24 protein-coding genes and 1 riboswitch are annotated in these 21023 nt (G+C 54.2%); of the genes, 15 read left to right on the top strand and 9 right to left on the bottom strand.

Annotation, left to right across the window (positions count from 1 at the left end; translation table 11 throughout):
• Positions 1-479 precede the first annotated feature (479 nt).
• Positions 480-1850 carry an aldehyde dehydrogenase family protein gene (locus AAIE03_RS22135; protein WP_498563216.1) on the top strand — a complete coding sequence of 457 codons (1371 nt, stop codon included), beginning with the start codon at positions 480-482 and terminating at the stop codon, positions 1848-1850.
• Between the two features lie 141 nt (positions 1851-1991).
• Here the strand turns inward: AAIE03_RS22135 and zigA are convergent, their stop codons facing one another.
• Positions 1992-3224: a zinc metallochaperone GTPase ZigA gene (gene zigA, locus AAIE03_RS22130; protein WP_013028017.1), complete on the bottom strand. Its 1233-nt coding sequence runs from the start codon at positions 3222-3224 to the stop codon at positions 1992-1994.
• 217 nt (positions 3225-3441) lie between these two features.
• On the opposite strand from zigA, the gene AAIE03_RS22125 reads away from it, so the two are divergent.
• From AAIE03_RS22125 to AAIE03_RS22110, 4 genes are read left to right on the top strand one after another with little or no spacing between them, the layout of a single operon-like run.
• Positions 3442-4968, top strand: a complete 1527-nt coding sequence (locus AAIE03_RS22125; protein ID WP_019105879.1) for an ABC transporter substrate-binding protein — start codon at positions 3442-3444, stop codon at positions 4966-4968.
• Positions 4968-5903 carry an ABC transporter permease gene (locus tag AAIE03_RS22120; RefSeq protein WP_014598212.1) on the top strand — a complete coding sequence of 312 codons (936 nt, stop codon included), beginning with the start codon at positions 4968-4970 and terminating at the stop codon, positions 5901-5903. Before AAIE03_RS22125 ends, AAIE03_RS22120 begins: the two co-directional genes overlap by 1 nt.
• Entirely contained in the window at positions 5900-6679 is a 780-nt protein-coding gene (locus AAIE03_RS22115) for an ABC transporter permease (RefSeq protein WP_019105881.1), read from the top strand. The genes AAIE03_RS22120 and AAIE03_RS22115 overlap by 4 nt, the downstream gene beginning before the upstream one ends.
• Complete coding sequence (locus AAIE03_RS22110) at positions 6676-8109, top strand: ABC transporter ATP-binding protein (RefSeq protein WP_019105882.1); 1434 nt, start codon at positions 6676-6678, stop codon at positions 8107-8109. Before AAIE03_RS22115 ends, AAIE03_RS22110 begins: the two co-directional genes overlap by 4 nt.
• Positions 8110-8131: 22 nt before the next feature.
• Here the strand turns inward: AAIE03_RS22110 and AAIE03_RS22105 are convergent, their stop codons facing one another.
• Positions 8132-8680, bottom strand: a complete 549-nt coding sequence (locus AAIE03_RS22105; RefSeq protein ID WP_014604694.1) for a helix-turn-helix domain-containing protein — start codon at positions 8678-8680, stop codon at positions 8132-8134.
• 94 nt (positions 8681-8774) lie between these two features.
• Here AAIE03_RS22105 and AAIE03_RS22100 point away from each other — a divergent pair, with 94 nt between their 5' ends.
• The 6 genes from AAIE03_RS22100 (at position 8775) to AAIE03_RS22075 (ending at position 12939) form a co-directional block, all read left to right on the top strand.
• On the top strand, positions 8775-9446 hold the full coding sequence (locus AAIE03_RS22100) for an AzlC family ABC transporter permease (RefSeq protein ID WP_013028011.1): 672 nt from the start codon (positions 8775-8777) through the stop codon (positions 9444-9446).
• Positions 9443-9763: an AzlD domain-containing protein gene (locus AAIE03_RS22095; protein WP_019105883.1), complete on the top strand. Its 321-nt coding sequence runs from the start codon at positions 9443-9445 to the stop codon at positions 9761-9763. The genes AAIE03_RS22100 and AAIE03_RS22095 overlap by 4 nt, the downstream gene beginning before the upstream one ends.
• 58 nt (positions 9764-9821) lie before the next feature.
• Positions 9822-9941: riboswitch (TPP riboswitch) on the top strand.
• 138 nt (positions 9942-10079) lie between these two features.
• On the top strand, positions 10080-11012 hold the full coding sequence (locus AAIE03_RS22090) for an FAD-dependent oxidoreductase (RefSeq protein ID WP_013028009.1): 933 nt from the start codon (positions 10080-10082) through the stop codon (positions 11010-11012).
• Complete coding sequence (thiS, locus tag AAIE03_RS22085; RefSeq protein WP_013028008.1) at positions 11009-11206, top strand: sulfur carrier protein ThiS; 198 nt, start codon at positions 11009-11011, stop codon at positions 11204-11206. Before AAIE03_RS22090 ends, thiS begins: the two co-directional genes overlap by 4 nt.
• A gap of 2 nt (positions 11207-11208) precedes the next feature.
• Complete coding sequence (locus tag AAIE03_RS22080) at positions 11209-11967, top strand: thiazole synthase (protein ID WP_019105884.1); 759 nt, start codon at positions 11209-11211, stop codon at positions 11965-11967.
• Between the two features lie 9 nt (positions 11968-11976).
• Positions 11977-12939, top strand: a complete 963-nt coding sequence (locus tag AAIE03_RS22075) for a HesA/MoeB/ThiF family protein (protein WP_019105885.1) — start codon at positions 11977-11979, stop codon at positions 12937-12939.
• 13 nt (positions 12940-12952) lie between these two features.
• Here the strand turns inward: AAIE03_RS22075 and AAIE03_RS22070 are convergent, their stop codons facing one another.
• From AAIE03_RS22070 to AAIE03_RS22060, 3 genes are read right to left on the bottom strand one after another with little or no spacing between them, the layout of a single operon-like run.
• Positions 12953-13420: a GNAT family N-acetyltransferase gene (locus tag AAIE03_RS22070; protein ID WP_019105886.1), complete on the bottom strand. Its 468-nt coding sequence runs from the start codon at positions 13418-13420 to the stop codon at positions 12953-12955.
• A 49-nt stretch (positions 13421-13469) separates the two neighbouring features.
• Positions 13470-14072 (bottom strand): LysE family translocator, encoded by a 603-nt coding sequence (locus tag AAIE03_RS22065; protein ID WP_019105887.1) that lies wholly within the window; start codon positions 14070-14072, stop codon positions 13470-13472.
• Between the two features lie 53 nt (positions 14073-14125).
• Positions 14126-14500, bottom strand: coding sequence for a VOC family protein (locus tag AAIE03_RS22060; protein ID WP_019105888.1), 375 nt, complete (start codon positions 14498-14500; stop codon positions 14126-14128).
• Between the two features lie 66 nt (positions 14501-14566).
• Here AAIE03_RS22060 and AAIE03_RS22055 point away from each other — a divergent pair, with 66 nt between their 5' ends.
• The gene (locus tag AAIE03_RS22055; protein WP_014333262.1) at positions 14567-14980 is read left to right on the top strand and encodes a YybH family protein; all 414 of its coding nucleotides are present in this window, start codon (positions 14567-14569) and stop codon (positions 14978-14980) included.
• Positions 14981-15042: 62 nt separating this feature from the next.
• On the opposite strand, the gene AAIE03_RS22050 is transcribed toward AAIE03_RS22055, so the two are convergent.
• Together AAIE03_RS22050 and AAIE03_RS22045 are read right to left on the bottom strand one after the other, a co-directional pair.
• Positions 15043-15456 (bottom strand): ASCH domain-containing protein, encoded by a 414-nt coding sequence (locus AAIE03_RS22050; protein WP_019105889.1) that lies wholly within the window; start codon positions 15454-15456, stop codon positions 15043-15045.
• Between the two features lie 53 nt (positions 15457-15509).
• Positions 15510-16061 carry a DsbA family protein gene (locus AAIE03_RS22045; protein ID WP_014598224.1) on the bottom strand — a complete coding sequence of 184 codons (552 nt, stop codon included), beginning with the start codon at positions 16059-16061 and terminating at the stop codon, positions 15510-15512.
• A 355-nt stretch (positions 16062-16416) separates the two neighbouring features.
• Here AAIE03_RS22045 and AAIE03_RS22040 point away from each other — a divergent pair, with 355 nt between their 5' ends.
• The 3 genes from AAIE03_RS22040 (at position 16417) to AAIE03_RS22030 (ending at position 18670) form a co-directional block, all read left to right on the top strand.
• Positions 16417-17001: a flavin reductase family protein gene (locus AAIE03_RS22040; protein ID WP_498563215.1), complete on the top strand. Its 585-nt coding sequence runs from the start codon at positions 16417-16419 to the stop codon at positions 16999-17001.
• Between the two features lie 12 nt (positions 17002-17013).
• Complete coding sequence (gene ahr / locus AAIE03_RS22035; protein ID WP_014333258.1) at positions 17014-18030, top strand: NADPH-dependent aldehyde reductase Ahr; 1017 nt, start codon at positions 17014-17016, stop codon at positions 18028-18030.
• Positions 18031-18142: 112 nt separating this feature from the next.
• Entirely contained in the window at positions 18143-18670 is a 528-nt protein-coding gene (locus AAIE03_RS22030; RefSeq protein WP_013027996.1) for a sterol desaturase family protein, read from the top strand.
• Here the strand turns inward: AAIE03_RS22030 and crtB are convergent.
• Positions 18609-19538 carry a 15-cis-phytoene synthase CrtB gene (gene crtB, locus AAIE03_RS22025; RefSeq protein WP_013027995.1) on the bottom strand — a complete coding sequence of 310 codons (930 nt, stop codon included), beginning with the start codon at positions 19536-19538 and terminating at the stop codon, positions 18609-18611. The two genes, AAIE03_RS22030 and crtB, sit on opposite strands and share 62 nt — an antisense overlap.
• Positions 19535-21013 carry a phytoene desaturase gene (locus tag AAIE03_RS22020; protein ID WP_019105891.1) on the bottom strand — a complete coding sequence of 493 codons (1479 nt, stop codon included), beginning with the start codon at positions 21011-21013 and terminating at the stop codon, positions 19535-19537. Before AAIE03_RS22020 ends, crtB begins: the two co-directional genes overlap by 4 nt.
• Positions 21014-21023: the final 10 nt, after the last annotated feature.

The following is a 21023-nucleotide window of genomic DNA, read 5'->3' as shown; positions in this document are numbered from 1 at the left end:
TGGATAAGATCTTCATTCTGTGGATGAAAAGGATCGTTTTCTGATTACAGTGAACATTAGCACTGATTATAGTGAACATTCTACTGTGTATAGTGAATAAAGTACTGATTACAGTGAATACTTTACTGATTACAGTGAATGCAAACCCCCTCTCAGCCCTTGTGTGGTGCGGCCTGCGACGATCGGGGATCTCTTTGGATCTATAAGGGATCTCTTTATGATCGTTATATAGGAACTATTCACTGTATAAGTGGATAACTTGCCTGAAACACATATGGCATTCACGTTATTCAGCCGTCTGTCCGGATCCGTTCTGCCAAAATAGTAACGCGCTGCTCGTGGTGTTCGCCTGAGCGAAACCTGGCGTGACAAAGCGAGCACTTCATTTTTTATAAACAACTTGCTCAGCATTATTCATTTTTCATCAGCATTATCCCGGCGTATGGTGACAACATCACTTACTGAAAAGGATCGAAACCATGACTGACTTTGCCGTGTCACGTAATCCAACCACGGGCGACATTCTTGCCTGCTATCCCATGCAGAACACAGCTGAACTGGAACAGGCATTAAGCACCAGCGCGGCCGCGTTTAAAAAATGGCGAAAAAGCAGCATGGCATCACGCGTAACGGTGCTTCGCCAGCTCGGTCATAAGCTTCGTGAACGCGAGCCTGAACTGACACGCATGATTACCCTCGAGATGGGTAAACCCGTGGCGCAGGCGAGAGCGGAGATCCTGAAATGCGCCAATCTGTGTGACTGGTATGCAGAATTTGGACCTGCGATGCTGGAAGACAAGCCATCACAAGTACCTGATGCGTGGCAGTCCTTTCGCCCTATAGGCGTGATACTGGCCGTCATGCCGTGGAATTTCCCCTTCTGGCAGGTTCTGCGCGGCGCCGTAGGCATGCTGCTGGCGGGTAACACCTATTTGCTTAAACACGCGCCCAACGTCATGGGAAGCGCAACGCTGATGGCTGAGTTATTTGATGCAACCGACCTGCCAAAGGGCGGTTTTAATCTGATTAACGTTGATAACGAAGGTGTCTCAACCGCTATCAAAGATGATCGTATTGCTGCAGTCGCAGTAACAGGCAGTGTTCGGGCTGGTGCAGCGATCGCAGCACAGGCGGGCGCAGCGTTGAAAAAGACCGTGCTGGAACTGGGCGGATCAGATCCTTTCATCGTGCTGGCTGATGCAGACCTCGATGAAGCGATAAAATCTGCGGTGACAGGCCGTTATCAGAATACCGGACAGGTCTGTATGGCGGCTAAACGGTTCATCATTGAGGCATCCATCGCAGAGGCATTTGAGGCCCGTTTTGTAGAGGCTGTCAAAGCGCTTAAAATCGGCGATCCTTTGAATGAGGACACCTATATCGGCCCAATGGCCCGCGCCGATCTGCGTGATGAGCTGGATCAGCAGGTACAAGCCAGCCTGCGTGAGGGTGCCCGGTTGGTGTTAGGCGGTGAGAAAATAGCAGGGCAGGGCAACTATTACGCCCCCACCATCCTTTCAGACGTCACCAGCGAAATGACCGCCTTCCGGCAAGAGCTGTTTGGTCCGGTAGCGGCGATTGCCGTGGCCCGGGATGCGGAGCATGCCTTGGAAATCGCCAATAACAGCGACTTTGGGCTGAGCGCGACCGTCTGGACAGGCGATGAGCATATGGCTGCCCGGATGAGCGAAGAGCTGGAAGTGGGCGCTGTGTTTATTAATGGCAATGGCGCTTCAGATCCGCGCGTCACCATTGGTGGTGTGAAAAAGAGTGGCTATGGCCGCGAACTGTCACATTTTGGTGTGCATGAGTTCTGTAATGTGCAGACGATTTGGAAAAACCGTCAGTAATCCACGTTCTGGCTTCTGGCGACAACAACAATAAAACAGGCGCATGTCAATGCGCCTGTTTCTTATCACTTTCAGCCTTCATGCAGAACAGACAAACGGGTTTTCTATTGCGAGTCAGAGGATGCAATCAGGATATAACGATCAGGAATCAGCATCACCAAACCAGCCCGGCATGGGATCCGGAAGCGTTACCCAGTATTCGGGGCCCTGAGCCATTTCCAGCGGCGTTAACAGCGCAGCGTCAAGCGCGCTGCGCACCTGATCTTCATCCATTTCAATGCCGATAAAAACCAGTTCCTGTCGGGCATCGCCAATCCCATCCAGCCAGTTCTCAGCAATAAAATTCAGAGACTCGCTGTCTCTGGGCCATTTGTCCCGCGGAATGCTGGCCCACCAGCTCCCGGCATAACCATGCTGTGCGACCGCACCGGCCTGTGACCACATCGCCGCATATTCCGGACGGCTGGCCAGCCAGAAATAGCCTTTTGAGCGAATGACGCCATCAAGCTGGTGGTTAACAGCATGCCAGAAACGTTCTGGATGAAAAGGGCGCCTGGCACGGTAAACAAAACTGCGAATACCATACTCTTCTGTTTCAGGCTGATGCTCGCCGCGCAGCTCTTTCAGCCAACCCGGTGCCTGTGCAGCCTGATCAAAGTCAAACAGACCGGTATCCAGTACCTGATCAAGGGGAACGTTACCAAAGTGGCTGGTGATGATACGCGCTCGTGGATTCAGCGAATGTAGCATCGCTTTAAGCGTCCGTTGCTCATCCTCCGTGATGAGGTCAGTCTTATTAACCACCAGCACATCACAGAATTCGATTTGATCGACCAGAAGATCGACGACAGATCGCTCATCTTCTGCCCCAAGAGATTCTCCTCGTGCCTGAAGCGAGTCGACCGAACGGTAATCCTGAAGGAAGTTATACCCATCTACGACGGTGACCATGGTATCTAACCGCGCAATAGTGGATAAACTCTCCCCGTCCTCATCGGCGAAGGTGAAGGTTTCTGCAACCGGAAGCGGCTCAGAGATGCCGGTCGATTCTATGACAAGATGATCAAAGCGGCCTTCCTGCGCCAGCCGTTTGACCTCCAGTAACAGGTCTTCACGAAGGGTGCAGCATATGCAGCCATTGCTCATTTCCACCAGCTTTTCGTCGGTACGAGAGAGTTCAGCTCCGCCATTACGCACCAACGCCGCATCAATGTTGACTTCAGACATATCGTTAACAATCACTGCAATGCGTCGACCCTCGCGATTATTAAGAATGTGATTTAGCAGTGTCGTTTTACCTGCGCCGAGAAATCCTGACAGTACAGAAACAGGCAAGCGGGGATCGGGTGAGTCCGGTAAGGAATGAAGCGCCATGAGAGATCCTTAAAATCAGTGTCATTTAATATGTTATAACATAACAAAATGGCGGTGATTTTCAACACTGTTTGTCAGGAATAGCAAAACACAGGATCGTGAAACTGCTGAGTGACTATCCCGTTTTCGACTCGACATGTTCAGATGGGTTTTGCTTTGGGTTGATATGTTATAACATAATATTTCTGGGTAACATTATGTGGTTAAAAGACATATTATGAAACAACTTAAGCACCTCCTTCACAGCACGCTTGCGTGCCTGTTATTTGCCTCATTGAGTGCCGGTGCTGCCGAAACAAAACCGGTCCGTATTGCCGCCCCATTTGAAATTAAGGGTGCCGATCCCGCTCTTTCGGGTGATATTTTACTCCGCATGGATGTGGTGGAAACGCTGGTGGAGACGGATGCTAAAGGAGCCCCTGTTCCAGCGCTGGCTGAGAGCTGGCAGGCTTCTCCGGATGGTCTGCAATGGCGCTTTACACTGCGTCCAGGCGCCCATTTTCACGACGGTTCCCCTGTTACTGCTGAAAGCGTGGTGAAATCACTTAACATCGCCCGCGGTAAGCCGGGCTTGCTGGATAAGGCACCGATAACGTCGATTGTGGGTGAAGATCGACAGGTCACCATCACACTCAGTGAACCTTTTACACCGCTACTGGCGGTGCTGGCAGAAAGTCGTTCACAAATTCTGGCGCTGGCATCATGGGATAGCACGAACGCTGTCACGTGGATCATTGGCAGCGGTCCGTTTCAGCTGGTAAGTTTCCAGCCGCCTCAGGCGCTGAGCGTAAAGCGATTTGAGGGTTACTGGGGCGAAAAACCGGCCATCGCTGGCGCTGAATTTTTATCTGCGGGACGCGCTGAAACACGCGCACTGCTGGCTGAAAGCGGAGACGCCGATTATGTTTTTAACCTTGATGCCGCCAGTCGGCAGCGCCTGTCACATAAAAGATCTCTGCAGCTGCTTACCGTTTCCGTTCCACGAACGGTGATGCTCAAACTGAATCTGGCACATCCCTTTCTCAGCGACCACACCACGCGCGAGGCGTTAAGCCTGGCGATTAACCGGAGTGCGCTTGCTAATGCGGTTTTGCGCTATCCGGGGGCGGCGACACAGATGTTCCCGCCTTCGATGGCCGAGTGGCACAATCCGGCATTGCCCACGCTGGATTACTCACCACAGCGTGCAACAGCATTGCTTACGCAGTCAGGCTGGAAAGCCGGTCAGGATGGGATACTGATCCGTAATGGACAGCGTTTTACGCTCACGCTGCTGACCTATCCGGACCGTCCTGAACTGCCGCTCATCGCGATGGTGATCCAACAGCAGCTGCGTCAGATTGGAATCGATGTCGTCATTAATTCAACTAACTCCAGTGAAATCCCCGCTCGTCATCACGACGGGAGCCTGCAGATGGCGCTTTTCGCCCGTAATTTTGCCTTAACGCCCGATCCCACCGGTACGCTGCTTCAGGATTATGGCCCTCAAGGCGGTGACTGGGGAGCAATGAACTGGCACGACAAGGCCTTCAACGAGGCGCTCGGTACGCTATCGCAGAGTCATGATCCTGCGGTGCGACAAAAGGCCAGAGAGGTCATTACTACGGCTTTCCAGCGCGATTTGCCGGTTATTCCCATCGCCTGGTATCAGCAGTCGGCGGCAGTTAATGCCAGCCTCACCTCGGTCACGCTGGATCCGTTTGAACGCCATTTTGGCCTGCGTGATATGCAATGGGTGAAATGATGCTTAAACAACTCAGCTGGCGCCTTTGCCAGGCCGCCTTCGTCATTCTCGCGGTCGGGATCTTAACGTTTGTTCTGGTACAGGCATTACCGGGTGATATGGCCTGGCGTATCGCATCGGGACGTTATGGTTATGATCGGGTCGATCTGGCAGCGGTAGCCCAGGTAAAACAGCAACTGGCGGATATGACCGCCCAGGGAAGTGCGCTGGGGCAGTGGATGTGGGATCTGCTGCGCTTCAACTTTGGCCGTTCACTGGTATCAGGTGAGCCTGTCAGTGGCGAACTGGTCTGGCAATTGAAACAAACGTTCGCCCTTGCCGGCTTTTCTCTGTTACTGACCCTGCTGCTGATTATTCCACTCGGGATTTGGGCAGGCTGTCATCCCGGCCGTTTCCTGGACCGGGCCATTAACGGCGCTGCCGCCATTCTCAAATCGGTTCCGCATTTTGCTCTTGGCCTGCTGCTTATCGTTTTGTTTGCGCTGCGTCTGGACTGGCTGCCCAGTGCCGGGCAGGGGAACTGGCGACATTTCATCCTGCCGTCAGTGACGCTGGCGCTGCCGCTAAGTGCCGTGGGCGCTCGGGTCGTACGTGAGGCGACGTTCCAGGCTGTAACGGCCAGCTGGTATCGCTGGGGGGCACAAAAGGGTCTCTCTCAACCGCGTCTTTTCTGGCGTCACGCCCTGCGTAATCTCAGCGTTCCGGTCGTGACCTGGCTCGGCATGCAGTTCGTCTGGCTGGTGGAAGGCGTGGTGGTGGTGGAAACGCTGTTTGCCTGGCCAGGCATTGGCCATGCGCTGGTCCATGCGATTTTTGCCCGGGACGTGCCCGTGATACAGGCCAGCGCAATGGTACTGGGGTTGACGTTTGTCACCCTGAACATGCTGGTCGATGGTTTGTGCTATGTGTTGGATCCAAGGGGGAAACGCATATGACCTTTCGTCAAAAAACAGGTCTGGCAATTATTCTGGCGTTGCTCGCGTTTGCCTGGCTGGTGCCGCTATTCGGGGCTGGGGATCCTGTGCAGCAGGACCTGTTGCAGATGTTACAGCTTCCCTCTGGGCAGGCCTGGTTGGGCTATGACCATCTTGGCCGCTCAATGCTGGCCCGGTTGAGTGCGGCACTCAGGTTATCACTGGGCCTGGCAGCGATATGCGTTATGACGGCACTGATAATGGGCACGCTGGCGGGGATCATGAGTGCCTGGCGCGGCGGTTGGGTGGACAAGGTGTGCAACGCATTAGCGGATATGTGCCTTGCGCTTCCCGGTCTGCTGCTGGTGCTGTTGTTAGCGGCTATCTCACCTGACTCGCCAGAAATGTTGTGGCTGGGGATTTCACTGGTGCTGTGGGTCGAGTTTTTCCGCGTGACGCGAGCCACCCTGCGACCCGTTGTTATGTCTCCCGCCGTCCAGTCCTCTTCACTGCTTGGTTTCTCGATACGCTATCTGTTTCGCAGACACTTATGGCCAGCCATGGCGCCCTTGTTGCTGACGTTAACGGTCTATGCGTTTAGCAGTGCCGTTATGGCGGTGTCCGCATTGGGATTCATCAGCGTGGGGGTTCGCCCTCCGACACCAGAACTGGGGCTGATGATGACAGAACTTTTTCCCTATGCCTGGGAAGCGCCCTGGCTTCTACTCCAGCCCGTGCTGGTGCTTTTTTTGTTACTGACTGGCATGAATTTATTAGTGAATAAGGATCGGATATGACGGGCATAGTAATTAAACAGGTCGCCGTTTACGCCGAAGATTGCATCGTCGAGCCCGTGAGCATGGTCATTCAGCCGGGCAAACCCATGACGCTGGTGGGCGAAACCGGATCGGGAAAAAGTCTGTTCGCCCAGGCCATCATGGGGGCGTTACCAGAAGGACTCCGTGCCACAGGCACGGTTGAGATTGACGGACAACGTTATGATCTCCAAACCGATCTGGCCCGTCTTCGCGCTCTGTGGGGGCATCGCATCGCGTCTTTGCCCCAGGAACCCGGGCTGGCGCTCGATCCAACAATGCGTGTCAGCGCTCAGGTCATGGAAGGTTACCGGTACGTGCGGGGTTTAGCCCGGAGGGATGCACAACAGGCCGCGGCACACGCACTCAATCATCTGGGGCTTGCGCACGCCTCTGCGCGTTTTCCCTGGCAGCTTTCAGGGGGAATGGCCCAGCGGGTTTGCTTCGCGGCTGCTCGCGCGGGGGGCGCGACGCTGCTGATTGCAGACGAGCCGACTAAAGGGCTGGACGTCGCGCGGCGGGATGAAATGGGTAACCTGTTAAATACGGCGGTGTCTCAGGGTGAAACCTTGCTGACGATCACGCACGACATTGCACTGGCCCGACAGTTAGGTGGTGAGGTCATGGTGATGCATAAAGGCAAAGTCGTTGAGCAGGGCAGCGCCGGGCAGGTGTTATACCGTCCACAAGCGCCTTACACCCAACTGCTGTTGGCGGCCGATCCTGAGGCCTGGGCGCCAGGATCGCGAGTACCCTGTGATGAAACCATCGTGTTACAGACAGAGGGCCTTTATCTGAAACGGTCAGGGAAGCAACTGTTTCACAATGCCTCGCTAATCTTCCGGGCCGGCGAAATCGTGGGGCTTTACGGCGAAAGCGGCTGCGGTAAAAGTAGCCTGGGGGATACGCTATGCGGTTTGATAATGCCCGATGCGGGCAAGATCGTGCGTCCAGGGGCTGCCAGTAGGTTACGTTATCAAAAACTTTATCAGGATCCCTCAGCCATATTTCCACCTGACATCGCGATGGTCAGGGTTATCGATGATGTGCTGCGGCTGCACCACGCCACGGTGAAGCGACGTGATGAACTGATGGCACAACTGGGATTAGCGCACGCGTTGCTGAACCGTCCGGCTTCGGGTTTGTCAGGCGGCGAGCTTCAGCGCTTTTCACTGCTCAGGGTGATGTTACTGGACCCTGTGTTTTTATTTGCGGATGAGCCGACGTCGCGCCTGGATCCTGTCGTTCAGCAGCAGACGCTGGCGTTGATTAGCGAACTGGCAACACAGCAACGCTGCGCCATTTTGCTGGTCAGCCACGATCTCGCCTTACTGGAGAAAAGCGCGCATCGTGTTATCTCACTGGCTTCCCTCAGCCAGAGCGCCGCAATAGCCCAGGAAGTCTGTATTTAACCGAAGGCAGGGAAACCTGCCTTCACACATGCTCCATGACCAGCACAGCCAGCGTATCTGGCTCAAGCGCACGAAAAATATGCTCAGTGTCGCCCGGGTAGCTGATGTAATCGCCTACCTCAAGCTCAACGGGTGAATCAACCGGCCCAACCTCTGCGCGCCCTTGCGTCAAAATTAAATGTTCGATGGTATTCGGTGAATGCGGCTGTGAGCAGCGTTCGCTGCCGGGCTGTATGTGCAGAAGATAGATATCCCGTCGTGCGCCCGGTGGACAGGTTGCCAGTAAGACGGCTTTGTAATCAGCCTGCTCAGCAGCCACCGTGGGGCCTTCTCCGCGGCGAATAACCTGTAACCGGTTCGTTTCCGGCTCCATCAGGCGTGCAAATGGAATATTGAGCGCGACACACAGCGACCACAACGTCTCAATACCCGGATTGCCGTTACCGGCTTCAAGCTGAGACAGGGTCGATTTTGCAATCCCCGCCCGGCGAGCAACTTCAGCCAGCGTCAGGCCGGCACGCTGGCGTTCTCTTACTAAACCTCGGGCAATGATATCAATGGGCGTGCTCATCACTTTTCCTGTTCGTTAAAATGAACGTATCGTTCGTCTTGTAATACATATCCGATGTTCATTATAATGGATTTATCGTTCGTTATGGGATTCGATGTTGATGCTGGCAAAAAAATTCACGCTGGATAAAGGCGTTATAAAAGCAATTTTTCTGGTCTGTATCGCAGATGGCATTGTCGGCCTGTCTTACGGGTCGCTCGCCACTGCTGATGGCTTTCCGTTTTGGGTACCGCTGGCGTTATCAACGCTGGTGCTGGCTGGCGCATCGGAATTCTTATTTATTGGCATCGTTGCCGGCGGTGGCAGTCCTTTAACCGCTGCCGCGGCAGGTTTGCTGGTCAACGCCCGCCATCTTCCCTTTGGCATTGCGGTTAAAGACTTAGTGGGCAGAGGCTGGCGGGGGGCGCTCGGCTGTCACATTATGAACGATGAAAGTGTGGTGTTCGGCATCTCTCAGCCGCAGCTGGCTCAACGCCGCAGTGCGTTTTGGCTGTGCGGCATCGGTATCGGATTGATCTGGCCGTTCACCGTCATGCTCGGGGCCGCGATTGGCCAGTTTATCCCGAATATTTCCGTTATCGGTCTGGATGCCGTGTTTCCCGCCATTCTTATCGCACTCATCTTCCCGGCGTTACGCAAACCCCGAACCCGCATTCCTGCGGCTACCGGCGCCGTGCTGTCGCTGGCGGTCACGCCATTTGTTCCAGCAGGGATGCCTGTTCTGTTTTCGTTGTTAGGGCTGCTTACGTGGAGATCGCGCAAATGAATCATCCGATGATAATTGCAGGCATTGCCTTGCTGTCTGCCGGAACCTATGCCATTCGTTATGCGGGCGTCAAACTGGGTAACCGGTTGCCTGTCAGTGAGCGCACGCAAAATGTGTTATCCGATGCGGCCACGGTACTGTTACTGGCCGTTGCAGCCACCACCACGTTGTTCGAAGGTCAGCATTTTGCCGGGATGGCAAGGCTGCTGGGCGTGTCGTTTGCCATTTTTCTCGCCTGGCGCAGGGCGCCGCTGATCGTCATCATTTTGGGCGCAGCCTGTATGACCGCTCTGCTGCGTTACCTGAATGTGCCTTAGTCGCTAACGACAAATTGCTGCATCAGCCTTGACGTAAGGCGCGGCTTAAAATAAAACTAGAACCCGTCAGGGGAGTCTCGCCAAAGAGACTGAGAGGCTAATAGCGCAATGCGCGGCTTAGCGACCCTTAGAACCTGACCCAGTTGATACTGGCGTAGGAAGACGGGTATCTTTGCCACAGGCAGATACTTGCCGCAGAGTCTGCTTTTGCCGGGCTCATGCTTTTTCCCTTCTTGTATCACGGGTCTCTGACTGTTAACAGAGAGGCCAAAGTGAAAATCCTGTTTCTGATGTTACCCTGTCAGGTTGGCTGGCAATGAGCCGCTGGTCAGTGCTCGGCAGCGGCGTGTCCGGATTGTGTATCGCCACGCTACTGGCGGAGCAGGGTGAACCTGTCGAAATCATTACCTTACCGGACTGCCGCGCGGCATCGCACTGGGCTGGCGGTATGCTGGCGCCCTGGTGCGAAGCGGAAAGTGCGCCACAGCAGGTCGTTGACTGGGGTCAGTATGCTGCGGCATGGTGGTCGGCCCGGGTCAGCGGCGTGGAACAGCAGGGTACCCTGGTGATTGCGCCCCCGCGCGACAGTGCTGAGTTAACGCGTTTCGCTAACATGACCTCATCACATCAGTGGGTGACGCCAGCAGAGATTGAACCTGCGCTGGAAGACCGTTTTGCCCGTGGCTTGTTCTTTGCCGCAGAAGGTCATCTTGATCCCCGGCTGGCAATGCAACAATTACAAACGCGTTTACTGAATGCGGGTGTCCGGTTTCACCCGGGTAAACCCAGCGGGAAAATTATCGATTGCCGGGGTATTCATGCCCGGCAATCCCAACCGGAATTGCGTGCCGTGCGCGGTGAAATGGTTATTCTCCACACCGACGAAATAACGTTTTCCCGTCCTGTTCGCCTGCTGCACCCGCGTTTTCCCTGTTATCTGGTGCCCAGGGCTCAGGGGCATTTTATGCTGGGCGCGACCATGGTCGAAAGCCAGGATGACAGCCCAATCAGCGCGCGCGCTATGATGGAACTGTTAAGCGCAGCCTACAGCATCCATCCTGCCCTCGCCGAAGCACGCATTATTGAAAGCGGCACAGGTCTGCGTCCGGCTTACCGCCACAATCTGCCCGAAGTGCGTTATGAAAATGGCATTTTTTCCATTAACGGCATGTACCGTCACGGCTTCCTGCTGGCCCCGATGATGGCCGAGAAGCTTATGCAACAACTGACGTCCGAGGGAGTGCGATGAAAATAGAACTGAACGGCCTTGCTATTGAAACCGAAGCCCGCACGCTGGCTGAATTACTCGTGGAACAACATATCGATGCTGGCTGTGTCGCCAGTGCCGTGAACGGCGAATTTGTTCCCCGGGAGCGCTATTCCTCAGAGCCGCTTGTGGCGGGTTGTCGTCTTGAAGTGTTATCGCCGATGCAGGGAGGCTAACGATGTTTTATGACTTTAGCGGACAGTCACGTTTTTTACTGGGTACTGCAGGTTATCCCTCGCCGGATATTCTGCAACAGGCCGTTGGCGCATCCGGCGCCGAGATTATTACGGTGAGTCTGCGTCGTGAAGGAAGCCAGGGCGGAGCCTTTCGCGATCTCCTGAAAACCTTAAATAAACGCGTTTTACCCAATACCGCAGGCTGCCACACGGTGAAAGAAGCCGTGACGACTGCGCATATGGCGCGGGAATTGTTTGCCACGTCCTGGATCAAGCTTGAGGTGATCGGTCATGCCGATACCTTACAGCCCGATCCCTTTGCCCTCGTCGAAGCAGCACGTATTTTGTGTGCAGAGGGTTTCCACGTTTTCCCTTACACCACAGAAGATCTGATTGTGGGCGAGAAACTGCTGGACGCGGGCTGTGAAGTGCTGATGCCGTGGGGGGCGCCTATCGGCTCAGGCCAGGGATTACGCAATATCGAGGGATTACGGACGATGCGTGCCTGGTTTAAGGACGTTCCACTGATTATTGATGCCGGGATCGGTGCGCCGAGCCAGGCGGCTCAGGCGATGGAATTGGGGTTTGATGCTGTGCTGTTGAATACCGCCGTGGCGAAATCCAGCGATCCGGTTCGCATGGCTGACGCATTTGCGCGCGCCATTGAAGCGGGATATCAGGCACGTCAGGCTGGCATGATGGAGCGTCGCGACATGGCTGCCGCCTCTACGCCCGTTTTCGGGCTGGCGCAATTTCGCTAAGGAGCAGAGATGGCACGTTATCAACGACAGACAATGCTGCCAGAAGTGGGCGAGCAGGGGCAGCAGGCTTTGTCCGCTGCCCGCGTCTTAGTGGTTGGCGCGGGTGGACTGGCTTCCACGTTATTACCGCTCCTGGCGGGCGCTGGCATCGGTTATATCCGGCTCTATGACGACGACGTCGTGGCGCTGCATAACCTGCATCGTCAGACGCTATTTACGACTGCCGATATTGGCGAGCCGAAGGTGTTTTGCGCCCAACGTGCGCTGGCACAGCGTAATCCTGATACGGTGGTTGAAGCACATCCCGTAGCGTTACAGGCAAGTCGTATTGAAGAAGCACTGGTGGATATTGATTTGGTTATCGACGCTGCGGATAACTTCGCGGTGACTTATCTGCTTTCCGACAGCTGCTTTGCCCGTAACCTACCGCTGGTTTGCGCTTCGGTGCTGGGGCGACAGGGTTATGCAGGCAGTTTTTGCGGCGGCGCGCCCAGCTATCGCGCACTGTTCCCACAATTACCCAAAGCCTCAGGTAACTGCAACACTGCAGGCGTGCTGGGACCGGCGGTTGCCACCCTTGGCGCCTTACAGGCGCAGATGGCGCTCAGCATTCTGCTGCACCTTTCGCCCTCACCACTGGGCTGTATGATCAACTGTGATTTTGTCTCATGGCAACTGCGTCAGTTCCGGTTCGATAATGCGCCTGAGCCCGAAAAGGCCGGCATCCCGTTTATCGATCCTGCTTTGCTGACCCCCGATGACTGCGTGGTGGATCTACGGGGGACAGAGGAAGCACCTGTCAGTGTCAGCCAGTATGCACAGCGGATATTGCCACAGCACATTGCCGGCTGGCAGCCGCCCGCGGATAAACGCATTGTTCTGGTCTGTGCCAGCGGCATGCGTGCTGCTCAGGCCGCGTTGGCCCTGGAGGCGCGTGGCTGCCAGCGGCTGGCGATTATTGCAGATCGGTAATACAGGCGGCTGATTACGTCTGGGCATCGCGGTTGGCCTGATAAATATCGGGCCGGGTGATTGTCCAGGCATAGTCGGGTTTGTTTACCGGCTGGTAGCCAAATTTTTGATATAACCAGGGCGCGGTTGAGGTGAAGAGCAACAGCCGGCGCAATGTGTTAACCACGGGATGTGACTGACAGCATTCGATCAGCCATCCGCCCAGTCCTTTGCCCTGGCATTCTTCAAGTACATAGACATCGCACAGGTACGCGAAGGTCGCGTAATCAGTAATGAATCGCGCAAAGCCAATCTGCTGCTGATGATGAAAAAGCCCAAAATTCAGGCTGTTTTCAATTGACCGCGCGACCGTGGCGTAATCAATTCCCGCTGCCCAACTTGAACGGGTGAGATAACGGTGTATTGCCCCGATATCCATCTGCGACTTATCCGTCGTCACGGCATACTCGCCGTTATGCCAGTGCTGAACAGGTGCCATCATTTTTCCCGTATTCCTTGTTTAAGTATGAGAGTCGGTGGCGAAAGACCTGTCAGGCGATAAGAGTGCGTACGACAATGCCGATAAGCAGTAATCCACCACCGATATTGACGTAGCGTTTCAGCGCGACAGGATTGATTTTTTGCGCCGAGAAGACCAGCGCCTGGCTGAAGAGCGCTAACCACAGGCTCATCACGACAATGTGCACTGTTGCCAGCGTCAGAAAGGCATCAATACCGGCCCTGTCGCCAACAAACTGTGAAACCACCGTCAGGTAAAACAGGATAGCTTTGGGGTTAGCGACATTAGCCAGCCACGCACCTTTAACGGTAATTGCGCTACCCGTTGTCTTCAGCACGAATGCCGTGGTCCTGACGCCAGTGATAAATAAAAGGCCGCCCAGCCAGAACAGGTAAAGTACGCCAGCTATTTTTAACAGGGCAAACAGCGCGGGGGACGCAACCAGCGCTGTCGACAGGCCCAGACCGATCAGCAAAGCATGCGTATAAATACCCAGCGCGGTACCAAGCAGCGTTTTCACCAGCCCCCTGCGGCCAGCCGTAAGCGCGCTGTTCATCGCCAGCGTGAAACTCGCGCCGGGAGAAAGGGCAATCGGTAGAAGCGCAGGCAGAAACCCTGTCAGGTTAATCTCCATCCGCCACCGGCTTGTGGGAGCGCTTCAAGGCGCACACCAAATTCGTTAAAAAATTATGCCGGATTATAAAAAGCACACAGCTTATTGCCGGTTGGATCCCGCAGATAGGCGACGCATCTTCCATCCGTTTCTCTGACATGAGGCGGTGTTTCAGCCGAAGAGCCGCCGTTTTCGAGACCTTTTTGATACCAGTTGAAAACGTCTTCAGAGGAGGCCATGGTAAAGCCAATGGTACCCCCGTTGGCAAAGGTCGCGGGCTGGCCATTAATGGGCTGAGTGATAATAAAACGCTGGTGATTTTTAACGTAAAAAGGGCGACCCAGGGCATCAATGCCCTGATCTTCGCAACGGATCACAGCAAAAACAGCATCGTAGAATTTTTTAGCTTGCTCAATATTATCCGTACCAACAACCATATGGCTAAACATACATAACTCCTTTTTAACATTGATGGCGATATACTTAGCACACCCGCTATGTGTGAGGAAGAGCTGATGAATGACCATCCCGTTTTAGAGGTTGTCAGGTTATGCGACCGGGCGATATCAGCCGGTAATTATGATGCCCTGATGAAACACTATGCTGCCGATGCCAGCCTGGTTGTGAAGCCCGGAATGACCGTTACGGGTCGCGTAGCCATTCGTCGCGCCTTTGAAGCGATTGCAAATTATTTTCAGCATCAGCTGGTGGTAGAGCAGGGCAGGATGGAGGTCATTGAGGGCGCAGGCACCGCGCTGGTGATTATGGAAACTGTGCTGCGCTATCCCGATGGGCAGGGACAGTCCGTAGAAAGCACCCGCCGGGCCACCTATGTATTTCGCCTGGAAAGCGATAACCAGTGGCGCTGCACCGTGGATAACTCCTATGGCACTTCGCTACTGGATCCTGTACTGAGTGAGCAGGGCTGATTTTGGTATGCACTGCGTGATTTAGGCCGTTAATCCGGATAGCGTGCGGATTAACGGCTGATTCAGATGACTTCAATAAGCTGAAAGGTCTCAAATATCAGTTCCATTTCAGCACTGAAACCCCCGTTACGCTGAAAAAAGCGTTGATGTTCACGCTGCCAGTACTCAAGGCTCAGGTCACCTTCGCCTTCCATCATGGCCATCTCCGGCGTAACGCGATCGAAGCGTGTCACAAACAGTCCCGTCGTCCTGATGACGCAAACCGGATTATCCGCGCCGTTTAAGATGATGCTATAGCCGCCGGGTTGCGGTTTCACGTCATCTTCATACCAGCCTTGCAGAGAACTGCAGGTGGCGATTTTTTTGCCGGTAAGGACCAACGTGGCCAGTTCATTGGCCAGATCGGGTGAATCGCCAAACGACCAGGCCAGCGCGTCAGGGTATTTCGTTTTAATCTGTTCAAGTGTCATCGTCATATTAAGTCCTTTTACAGCAGGGCCTGAATGGCTGCTTTTGGGCAGCAAGTCTGTCAGGCCAGAATACGTTTTGCCCACTCATCAACCGTATCACCACTGCCGATATCGGGCTGCACCAGGCCATTAATCATAAAGGTGGGTGAAACATGAATACCGTTCTGGCGGGCATATTTACAGTGCCATTTGATCAGGTTTTGCAAATCAGGCCGGTCGAATGCCGCATAAGCATCGACGCCGCTGTACTCTCTGAGTCTGGCGAGAAGCTGATTAGGCGTAACATCTCGGTTTGGACCACGACAATGGTCTGTAAACTCAAAGGCTTCCCGATGATCGGCAACGGCCTGCAGAACCGCTTTAGCCGCCGCTTTGCTTTCTACCGATGCCGCGAGGATGTAGCGCACGATTACGCCAGAGTACATGTGCCAGGGCTGCGACTGAAGATGAATTTTGAGTGTCATTTTATCTTCACCAACCTGCTCTAACAGCGCATCGAATTTGTTAAACGCGCGTACAGAGAAAGGGCAGGTGGGTTCGATAAAAACCTCAAACACCTGTGGACCTTGTCCCCAGACAAGAGGTTCAGCCTGTAGCTTGTCATTGTTCATAGCAACTCCCGTTACGATGGTTAAAATTCTGCTTCACTGACTGTGACAAACTTACGCTTATTCTGCCAGGTGCTCCTGCCAGCAGTCGTGAATGCAGACTGATAAGGATTAGTCTTATTTCTCATCTTTCATACCAAACCGAACTAAAATTATCCCTTCAGCGGTTCCGCTTGTCGTGCAACCTGTTTAAAATTTCAAGATTGTTAAATCATGATATTAAACACTATTTTGTCAAGCTAAGGCACAAAGCGGCAAGTTCATCTGAGATAAAAACCGCTAGAGTACCGGGTTCATCAACCTGCAAACCGGGTGTACTGGCGTTATATTGCCTGACCCAGTCATTAAGGATTTTCGAATGTCGCACTTTCGTCCTGTCGCGCTGGAACACGCAAGCCGTTTGCTGAACCACGGACCGACTATATTAATAACCAGTCGGGATAGTCAGTCACAGCGTCGCAACATCATGGCCGCAGCCTGGTCCGTTCCCGTCGAATTTTCGCCGCCGCGGGTAGCGATTATTGTGGATAAATCGACCTGGTCACGTGAGCTGATTGAAGCCAGTGGTGCATTTGGTATTTGTGTCCCTGCCGCGCAATTTGTCGATCTGGCTTATGCCGTTGGCAGCACGACCGGGCGCGACCAGGATAAATTTGCGGCTTTTGATATTCAGGCCAGCGAGAGTCAACACTTCGGTGTGCCTCTGTTGGAGAAGAGTTGTGTAGCGTGGATGGAATGCCGTCTGTTACCTGAAACCGAAGCGCAGCAGGCGTACGACACGCTGTTTGGTGAAGTGGTCACCGCTGCGGCAGACAATCGGGTTTTTTACGACGGTCGCTGGCATTTCGATGACAGCAACTCAGCGCTACACACTTTACATCATCTTGGCGGCGGTCAGTTCGTGACAGTTGCAAATACGCTGACCGCCAAAACAACGCGTTAAATGAGGTACAGAATGACAATTAAGAGTTACGCAGCCATGCAGGCGGGACAAGCACTGGAGCGTTACGACTATGATCCCGGCCCGTTAGACGCTGAAGATGTAGAAGTTGAAGTTGAATACTGCGGCGTATGCCACTCAGATCTGTCGATGATCGATAACGAATGGGGAATTTCCGCGTATCCCGTTGTTGCCGGTCATGAAGTGATTGGACGCGTGGCTGCGCTTGGCGAAAGTGCCAAAACGAAAGGCCTAAAAGTGGGACAGCGCGTGGGCATCGGCTGGACAGCCAAGAGCTGCCAGCATTGCGATCCCTGCATCAGCGGCGATCACGTCAACTGCGCCAATGGCACCACAACCACAATTGGCAACAATGGTGGCTTTGCTGACAAACTGCGCGCCAACTGGCAGTGGGTTATCCCATTACCTGAAAAGCTGGATGCGGCCACGGCCGGCCCTCTGCTGTGTGGTGGGATTACCGTCTTTAAACCCTTACTTATGCATAACATTACCGCGATGAGCCGCGTCGGCGTGATCGGTATTGGTGGTCTGGGCCACATCGCCATTAAGATTCTGCACGCGATGGGCGCAGAAGTGACGGCGTTCAGTTCTTCGGCCAATAAGAAGCAGGCTATTCTGGACATGGGCGCCGATCATGTGGTGAACAGCCGCGATCCGGAAGCTTTAAAAAGCCTGGCGGGCCAGTTTGACCTGATTATCAGCACGGTCGCCGTCGATCTCGACTGGCAACCCTACTTTGCGGCCCTGGCGCCTCGCGGTAAGTTCCATACCGTGGGTGCCGTACTGAAGCCGTTTGACGTGCCGGCTTTCAGCCTGATTTTAGGCGACCGCGCCGTGACGGGTTCTTCAACCGGTTCACCTGCGCAGCTGCGTTCACTGCTGAAGCTGGCTGGCCGTACAGATATTGCGCCGACAGTGGAGTACTTCCCGATGTCGAAAATCAACGATGCACTGGACCATGTTCGTGCAGGTAAAGCCAACTACCGTGTGGTTCTGAAAGCCGACTTCTGATCCCTGGCGCGCCTTTCTGGCGCGCCTTTTTCCCTTCCCGCCGCCAGATCGGCTAATCTCTGTTAAAATTGAATCCTTAAGCCTGCTGCCAGACGTCTCTACCGGAGAAATTATGTTGTGGATTTGGAATGCCCTGATCGTTTTCGTTACCGTGATTGGCATGGAAGTGGTTGCTGCACTGGCACACAAATACATCATGCACGGCTGGGGTTGGGGATGGCATCTTTCACATCATGAACCGCGTAAAGGTGCGTTTGAAGTTAACGATCTTTATGCCGTGGTTTTTGCTGCATTATCGATCCTGCTGATTTATCTGGGCAGTACAGGAATGTGGCCGCTCCAGTGGATTGGCGCAGGTATGACGGCGTATGGATTACTCTATTTTATGGTGCACGACGGGCTGGTGCATCAACGTTGGCCATTCCGCTATATTCCACGCAAGGGCTACCTCAAACGGTTGTATATGGCGCACCGTATGCATCACGCCGTCAGGGGCAAAGAAGGTTGTGTTTCTTTTGGCTTCCTCTATGCGCCGCCCCTGTCAAAACTTCAGGCGACGCTCCGGGAAAGACATGGCGCTAGAGCGGGCGCTGCCAGAGATGCGCAGGGCGGGGAGGATGAGCCCGCATCCGGGAAGTAAGGGCCTGACCAGAGGCGGCCAGCAGCAGCGTTAATTTTTCGGGCGTGGTCGTTGACTGCCGCTGATCCCAGGCTTGCTGACCGGCCTGTTCAACTTTTACACCTATTTTCCGGTAAACCTGCTTCGCCGTAGCGATTGCCCAGGCCGAACGCAGGGGCAACCCAGCCAGGCCCGCTGTGGCAGACAAATAGTAAGGTTCTGCTTCCTGCACCAAACGACGGGCGATACGGCTCAGCGCCTGTCGGTTTTCAGGTGCCGCATAATTCTCTTTGTTCAGACCTTCATGCTCCAGCCAGCTTGCCGGCAGATAACAGCGGCCCGCATGCGCATCGTCCACAATATCGCGAGCAATATTGGTCAACTGAAATGCCAGCCCAAGGTCACAGGCGCGGTCCAGCGTGGCGTTATCCCGCACGCCCATGATTTGCGCCATCATCAAGCCGACAACGCCTGCAACGTGATAGCAATAGCGCAGCGTATCGTCCAGTTGGCTGTATTGCGCTTCGCGTACATCCATGGCGAATCCTTCCAGATGATCAAACGCGTAAGCCGGGGCGATATCATGAGCCATAGCCACTTCCTGAAAAGCCGCAAACGCCGGTTCGTGCATCTGCGATCCTGCATAGGCCTGGCGCGTTTTCATCTCAAGTTGCATCAGACGTTGTTCGGGCGTTTGTAAGGCAGGCTGCCGGGCCTGGAAGCCCAGCGTCTGATCGTCAATAACATCGTCACAATGGCGGCACCAGGCGTAGAGCATCAGTACGCTGCGCCGGGTTTTTGCATCAAATAACTTTGAGGCTGTCGCAAAACTTTTCGAGCCAACTGCCATCGTTTCGACCGCATGATTGAGTAACGACGGATTATTCAAATCAGATCCTCCAGCATCAAACCTGCTGTCGCTTTTGCCGAGCCGATGACGCCAGGAATGCCTGCGCCGGGATGCGTGCCTGCGCCGACCAGGTAGAGATTAGTAATGGTTTTATCGCGGTTATGCGGCCGAAACCAGGCGCTCTGGGTAAGAACGGGCTCCACAGAAAAGGCTGAGCCCTGATAGGCATTAAGCTGGTCGCGAAAATCAAACGGCGTAAACATCCGGTGCGTGACCAGCTGACTCCGTAAGCCAGGCATGTAATGCTGCTCAAGGTACTCAAAAATACGGTCGCGTAGTTTTGGCCCCTCAACCGTCCAGTCGAGGTTCGCGGTGCCTAAATGCGGCACCGGCGCCAACACATAGTAACTGCCGCAACCTTCAGGCGCCAGTGACGAATCCGTGACACAGGGCGCGTGCAGATAAAGTGAGAAGTCCTCTGCGAGGCCATCGTGATTAAAAATCTCGTCAATCAGTTCGCGGTAACGCGGGCCGAAACAAACCGTGTGATGCGCGAGCTGATCATGATGGTGATTCAAACCAAAATAGAGCACAAACAGAGAGTTACTCATACGCTTAGTCTGCAGTTTGTTGGACTGCTTAACCGCGGCAGGGTGCTGGCTTAACAGGTCGCGATAGGTATGAACCACATCTGCATTTGACGCGACGGCTTGCGTCAGGAACCTGCGACCGTCCTCTAAATGCACGGCTTCAATCTTGTTTCCTGTCGTTTCCATATGGCTGACTCTGGCGTTTAACACGACTTCACCACCCAGATCCTGAAACAGCTTTATCATCCCCTCAACTAATGCGCCGGTGCCGCCACGCGGAAACCAGACGCCCCACTCACGCTCCAGCGCGTGTATCAACGTATAAATGGATGAGGTGGCGAAGGGATTGCCGCCCACCAACAGCGAGTGGAAAGAAAACGCCTGGCGCAGATGTTCATCTTCGATGTAACTGGCAACCTTACTGTAAACGCTTCTCCATGCCTGCAGTTTCGCCAGTTGAGGTGCGGCGCGAAGCATGTCTCTGAACGATAAAAAAGGGACAGTACCGAGCTTCAGATAGCCTTCTTTAAACACCGCGCGTGAATAGTCCAGAAACTGACGATAACCTTCGACATCGCGGGGATTAAACTGCTGAATCTGCGCTTCGAGCCGGGTTTGATCGTTATCGTAATTAAAGACCTTCCCTGACTCCCAACACAGGCGGTAAAACGGCGTAACCGGCAGCAGTTCGACATACTCTTTTAACTGTTTTCCTGCCAGTGCAAACAGTTCTTCAATGGCACTGGGATCGGTGATAACCGTCGGGCCTGCATCAAAGGTAAACCCCTGATCCTCGTAGACATAAGCCCGACCGCCGGGTTTATCGCGTTGTTCAAGCAGTAAGACGGGGATCCCCGCAGCCTGTAGACGAATTGCCAGTGCCAGGCCACCGAAGCCTGCACCAATTACCGTAGTTGGTTTCATGTAGTCGCTC

Source organism: Pantoea sp. Ae19-2, assembly GCF_059801205.1.
Note: the sequence above shows the minus strand (reverse complement) of the source record. Positions and strands in the feature narration are given on the sequence as shown.

Coding starts and splice junctions, on each gene's coding strand:
- AAIE03_RS22070 (WP_019105886.1), bottom strand. CDS start 13,420: ATGATGGCACCTGTTCAGCACTGGCATAACGGCGAGTATGCCGTGACG.
- AAIE03_RS22095 (WP_019105883.1), top strand. CDS start 9,443: ATGAATCATCCGATGATAATTGCAGGCATTGCCTTGCTGTCTGCCGGA.
- AAIE03_RS22065 (WP_019105887.1), bottom strand. CDS start 14,072: ATGGAGATTAACCTGACAGGGTTTCTGCCTGCGCTTCTACCGATTGCC.
- AAIE03_RS22120 (WP_014598212.1), top strand. CDS start 4,968: ATGCTTAAACAACTCAGCTGGCGCCTTTGCCAGGCCGCCTTCGTCATT.
- AAIE03_RS22110 (WP_019105882.1), top strand. CDS start 6,676: ATGACGGGCATAGTAATTAAACAGGTCGCCGTTTACGCCGAAGATTGC.
- AAIE03_RS22135 (WP_498563216.1), top strand. CDS start 480: ATGACTGACTTTGCCGTGTCACGTAATCCAACCACGGGCGACATTCTT.
- AAIE03_RS22105 (WP_014604694.1), bottom strand. CDS start 8,680: ATGAGCACGCCCATTGATATCATTGCCCGAGGTTTAGTAAGAGAACGC.
- AAIE03_RS22055 (WP_014333262.1), top strand. CDS start 14,567: ATGAATGACCATCCCGTTTTAGAGGTTGTCAGGTTATGCGACCGGGCG.
- AAIE03_RS22050 (WP_019105889.1), bottom strand. CDS start 15,456: ATGACGATGACACTTGAACAGATTAAAACGAAATACCCTGACGCGCTG.
- AAIE03_RS22080 (WP_019105884.1), top strand. CDS start 11,209: ATGTTTTATGACTTTAGCGGACAGTCACGTTTTTTACTGGGTACTGCA.
- AAIE03_RS22060 (WP_019105888.1), bottom strand. CDS start 14,500: ATGTTTAGCCATATGGTTGTTGGTACGGATAATATTGAGCAAGCTAAA.
- ahr (WP_014333258.1), top strand. CDS start 17,014: ATGACAATTAAGAGTTACGCAGCCATGCAGGCGGGACAAGCACTGGAG.
- AAIE03_RS22020 (WP_019105891.1), bottom strand. CDS start 21,013: ATGAAACCAACTACGGTAATTGGTGCAGGCTTCGGTGGCCTGGCACTG.
- AAIE03_RS22045 (WP_014598224.1), bottom strand. CDS start 16,061: ATGAACAATGACAAGCTACAGGCTGAACCTCTTGTCTGGGGACAAGGT.
- AAIE03_RS22115 (WP_019105881.1), top strand. CDS start 5,900: ATGACCTTTCGTCAAAAAACAGGTCTGGCAATTATTCTGGCGTTGCTC.
- thiS (WP_013028008.1), top strand. CDS start 11,009: ATGAAAATAGAACTGAACGGCCTTGCTATTGAAACCGAAGCCCGCACG.
- AAIE03_RS22100 (WP_013028011.1), top strand. CDS start 8,775: ATGTTGATGCTGGCAAAAAAATTCACGCTGGATAAAGGCGTTATAAAA.
- AAIE03_RS22090 (WP_013028009.1), top strand. CDS start 10,080: ATGAGCCGCTGGTCAGTGCTCGGCAGCGGCGTGTCCGGATTGTGTATC.
- AAIE03_RS22030 (WP_013027996.1), top strand. CDS start 18,143: ATGTTGTGGATTTGGAATGCCCTGATCGTTTTCGTTACCGTGATTGGC.
- AAIE03_RS22125 (WP_019105879.1), top strand. CDS start 3,442: ATGAAACAACTTAAGCACCTCCTTCACAGCACGCTTGCGTGCCTGTTA.
- AAIE03_RS22075 (WP_019105885.1), top strand. CDS start 11,977: ATGGCACGTTATCAACGACAGACAATGCTGCCAGAAGTGGGCGAGCAG.
- zigA (WP_013028017.1), bottom strand. CDS start 3,224: ATGGCGCTTCATTCCTTACCGGACTCACCCGATCCCCGCTTGCCTGTT.
- AAIE03_RS22040 (WP_498563215.1), top strand. CDS start 16,417: ATGTCGCACTTTCGTCCTGTCGCGCTGGAACACGCAAGCCGTTTGCTG.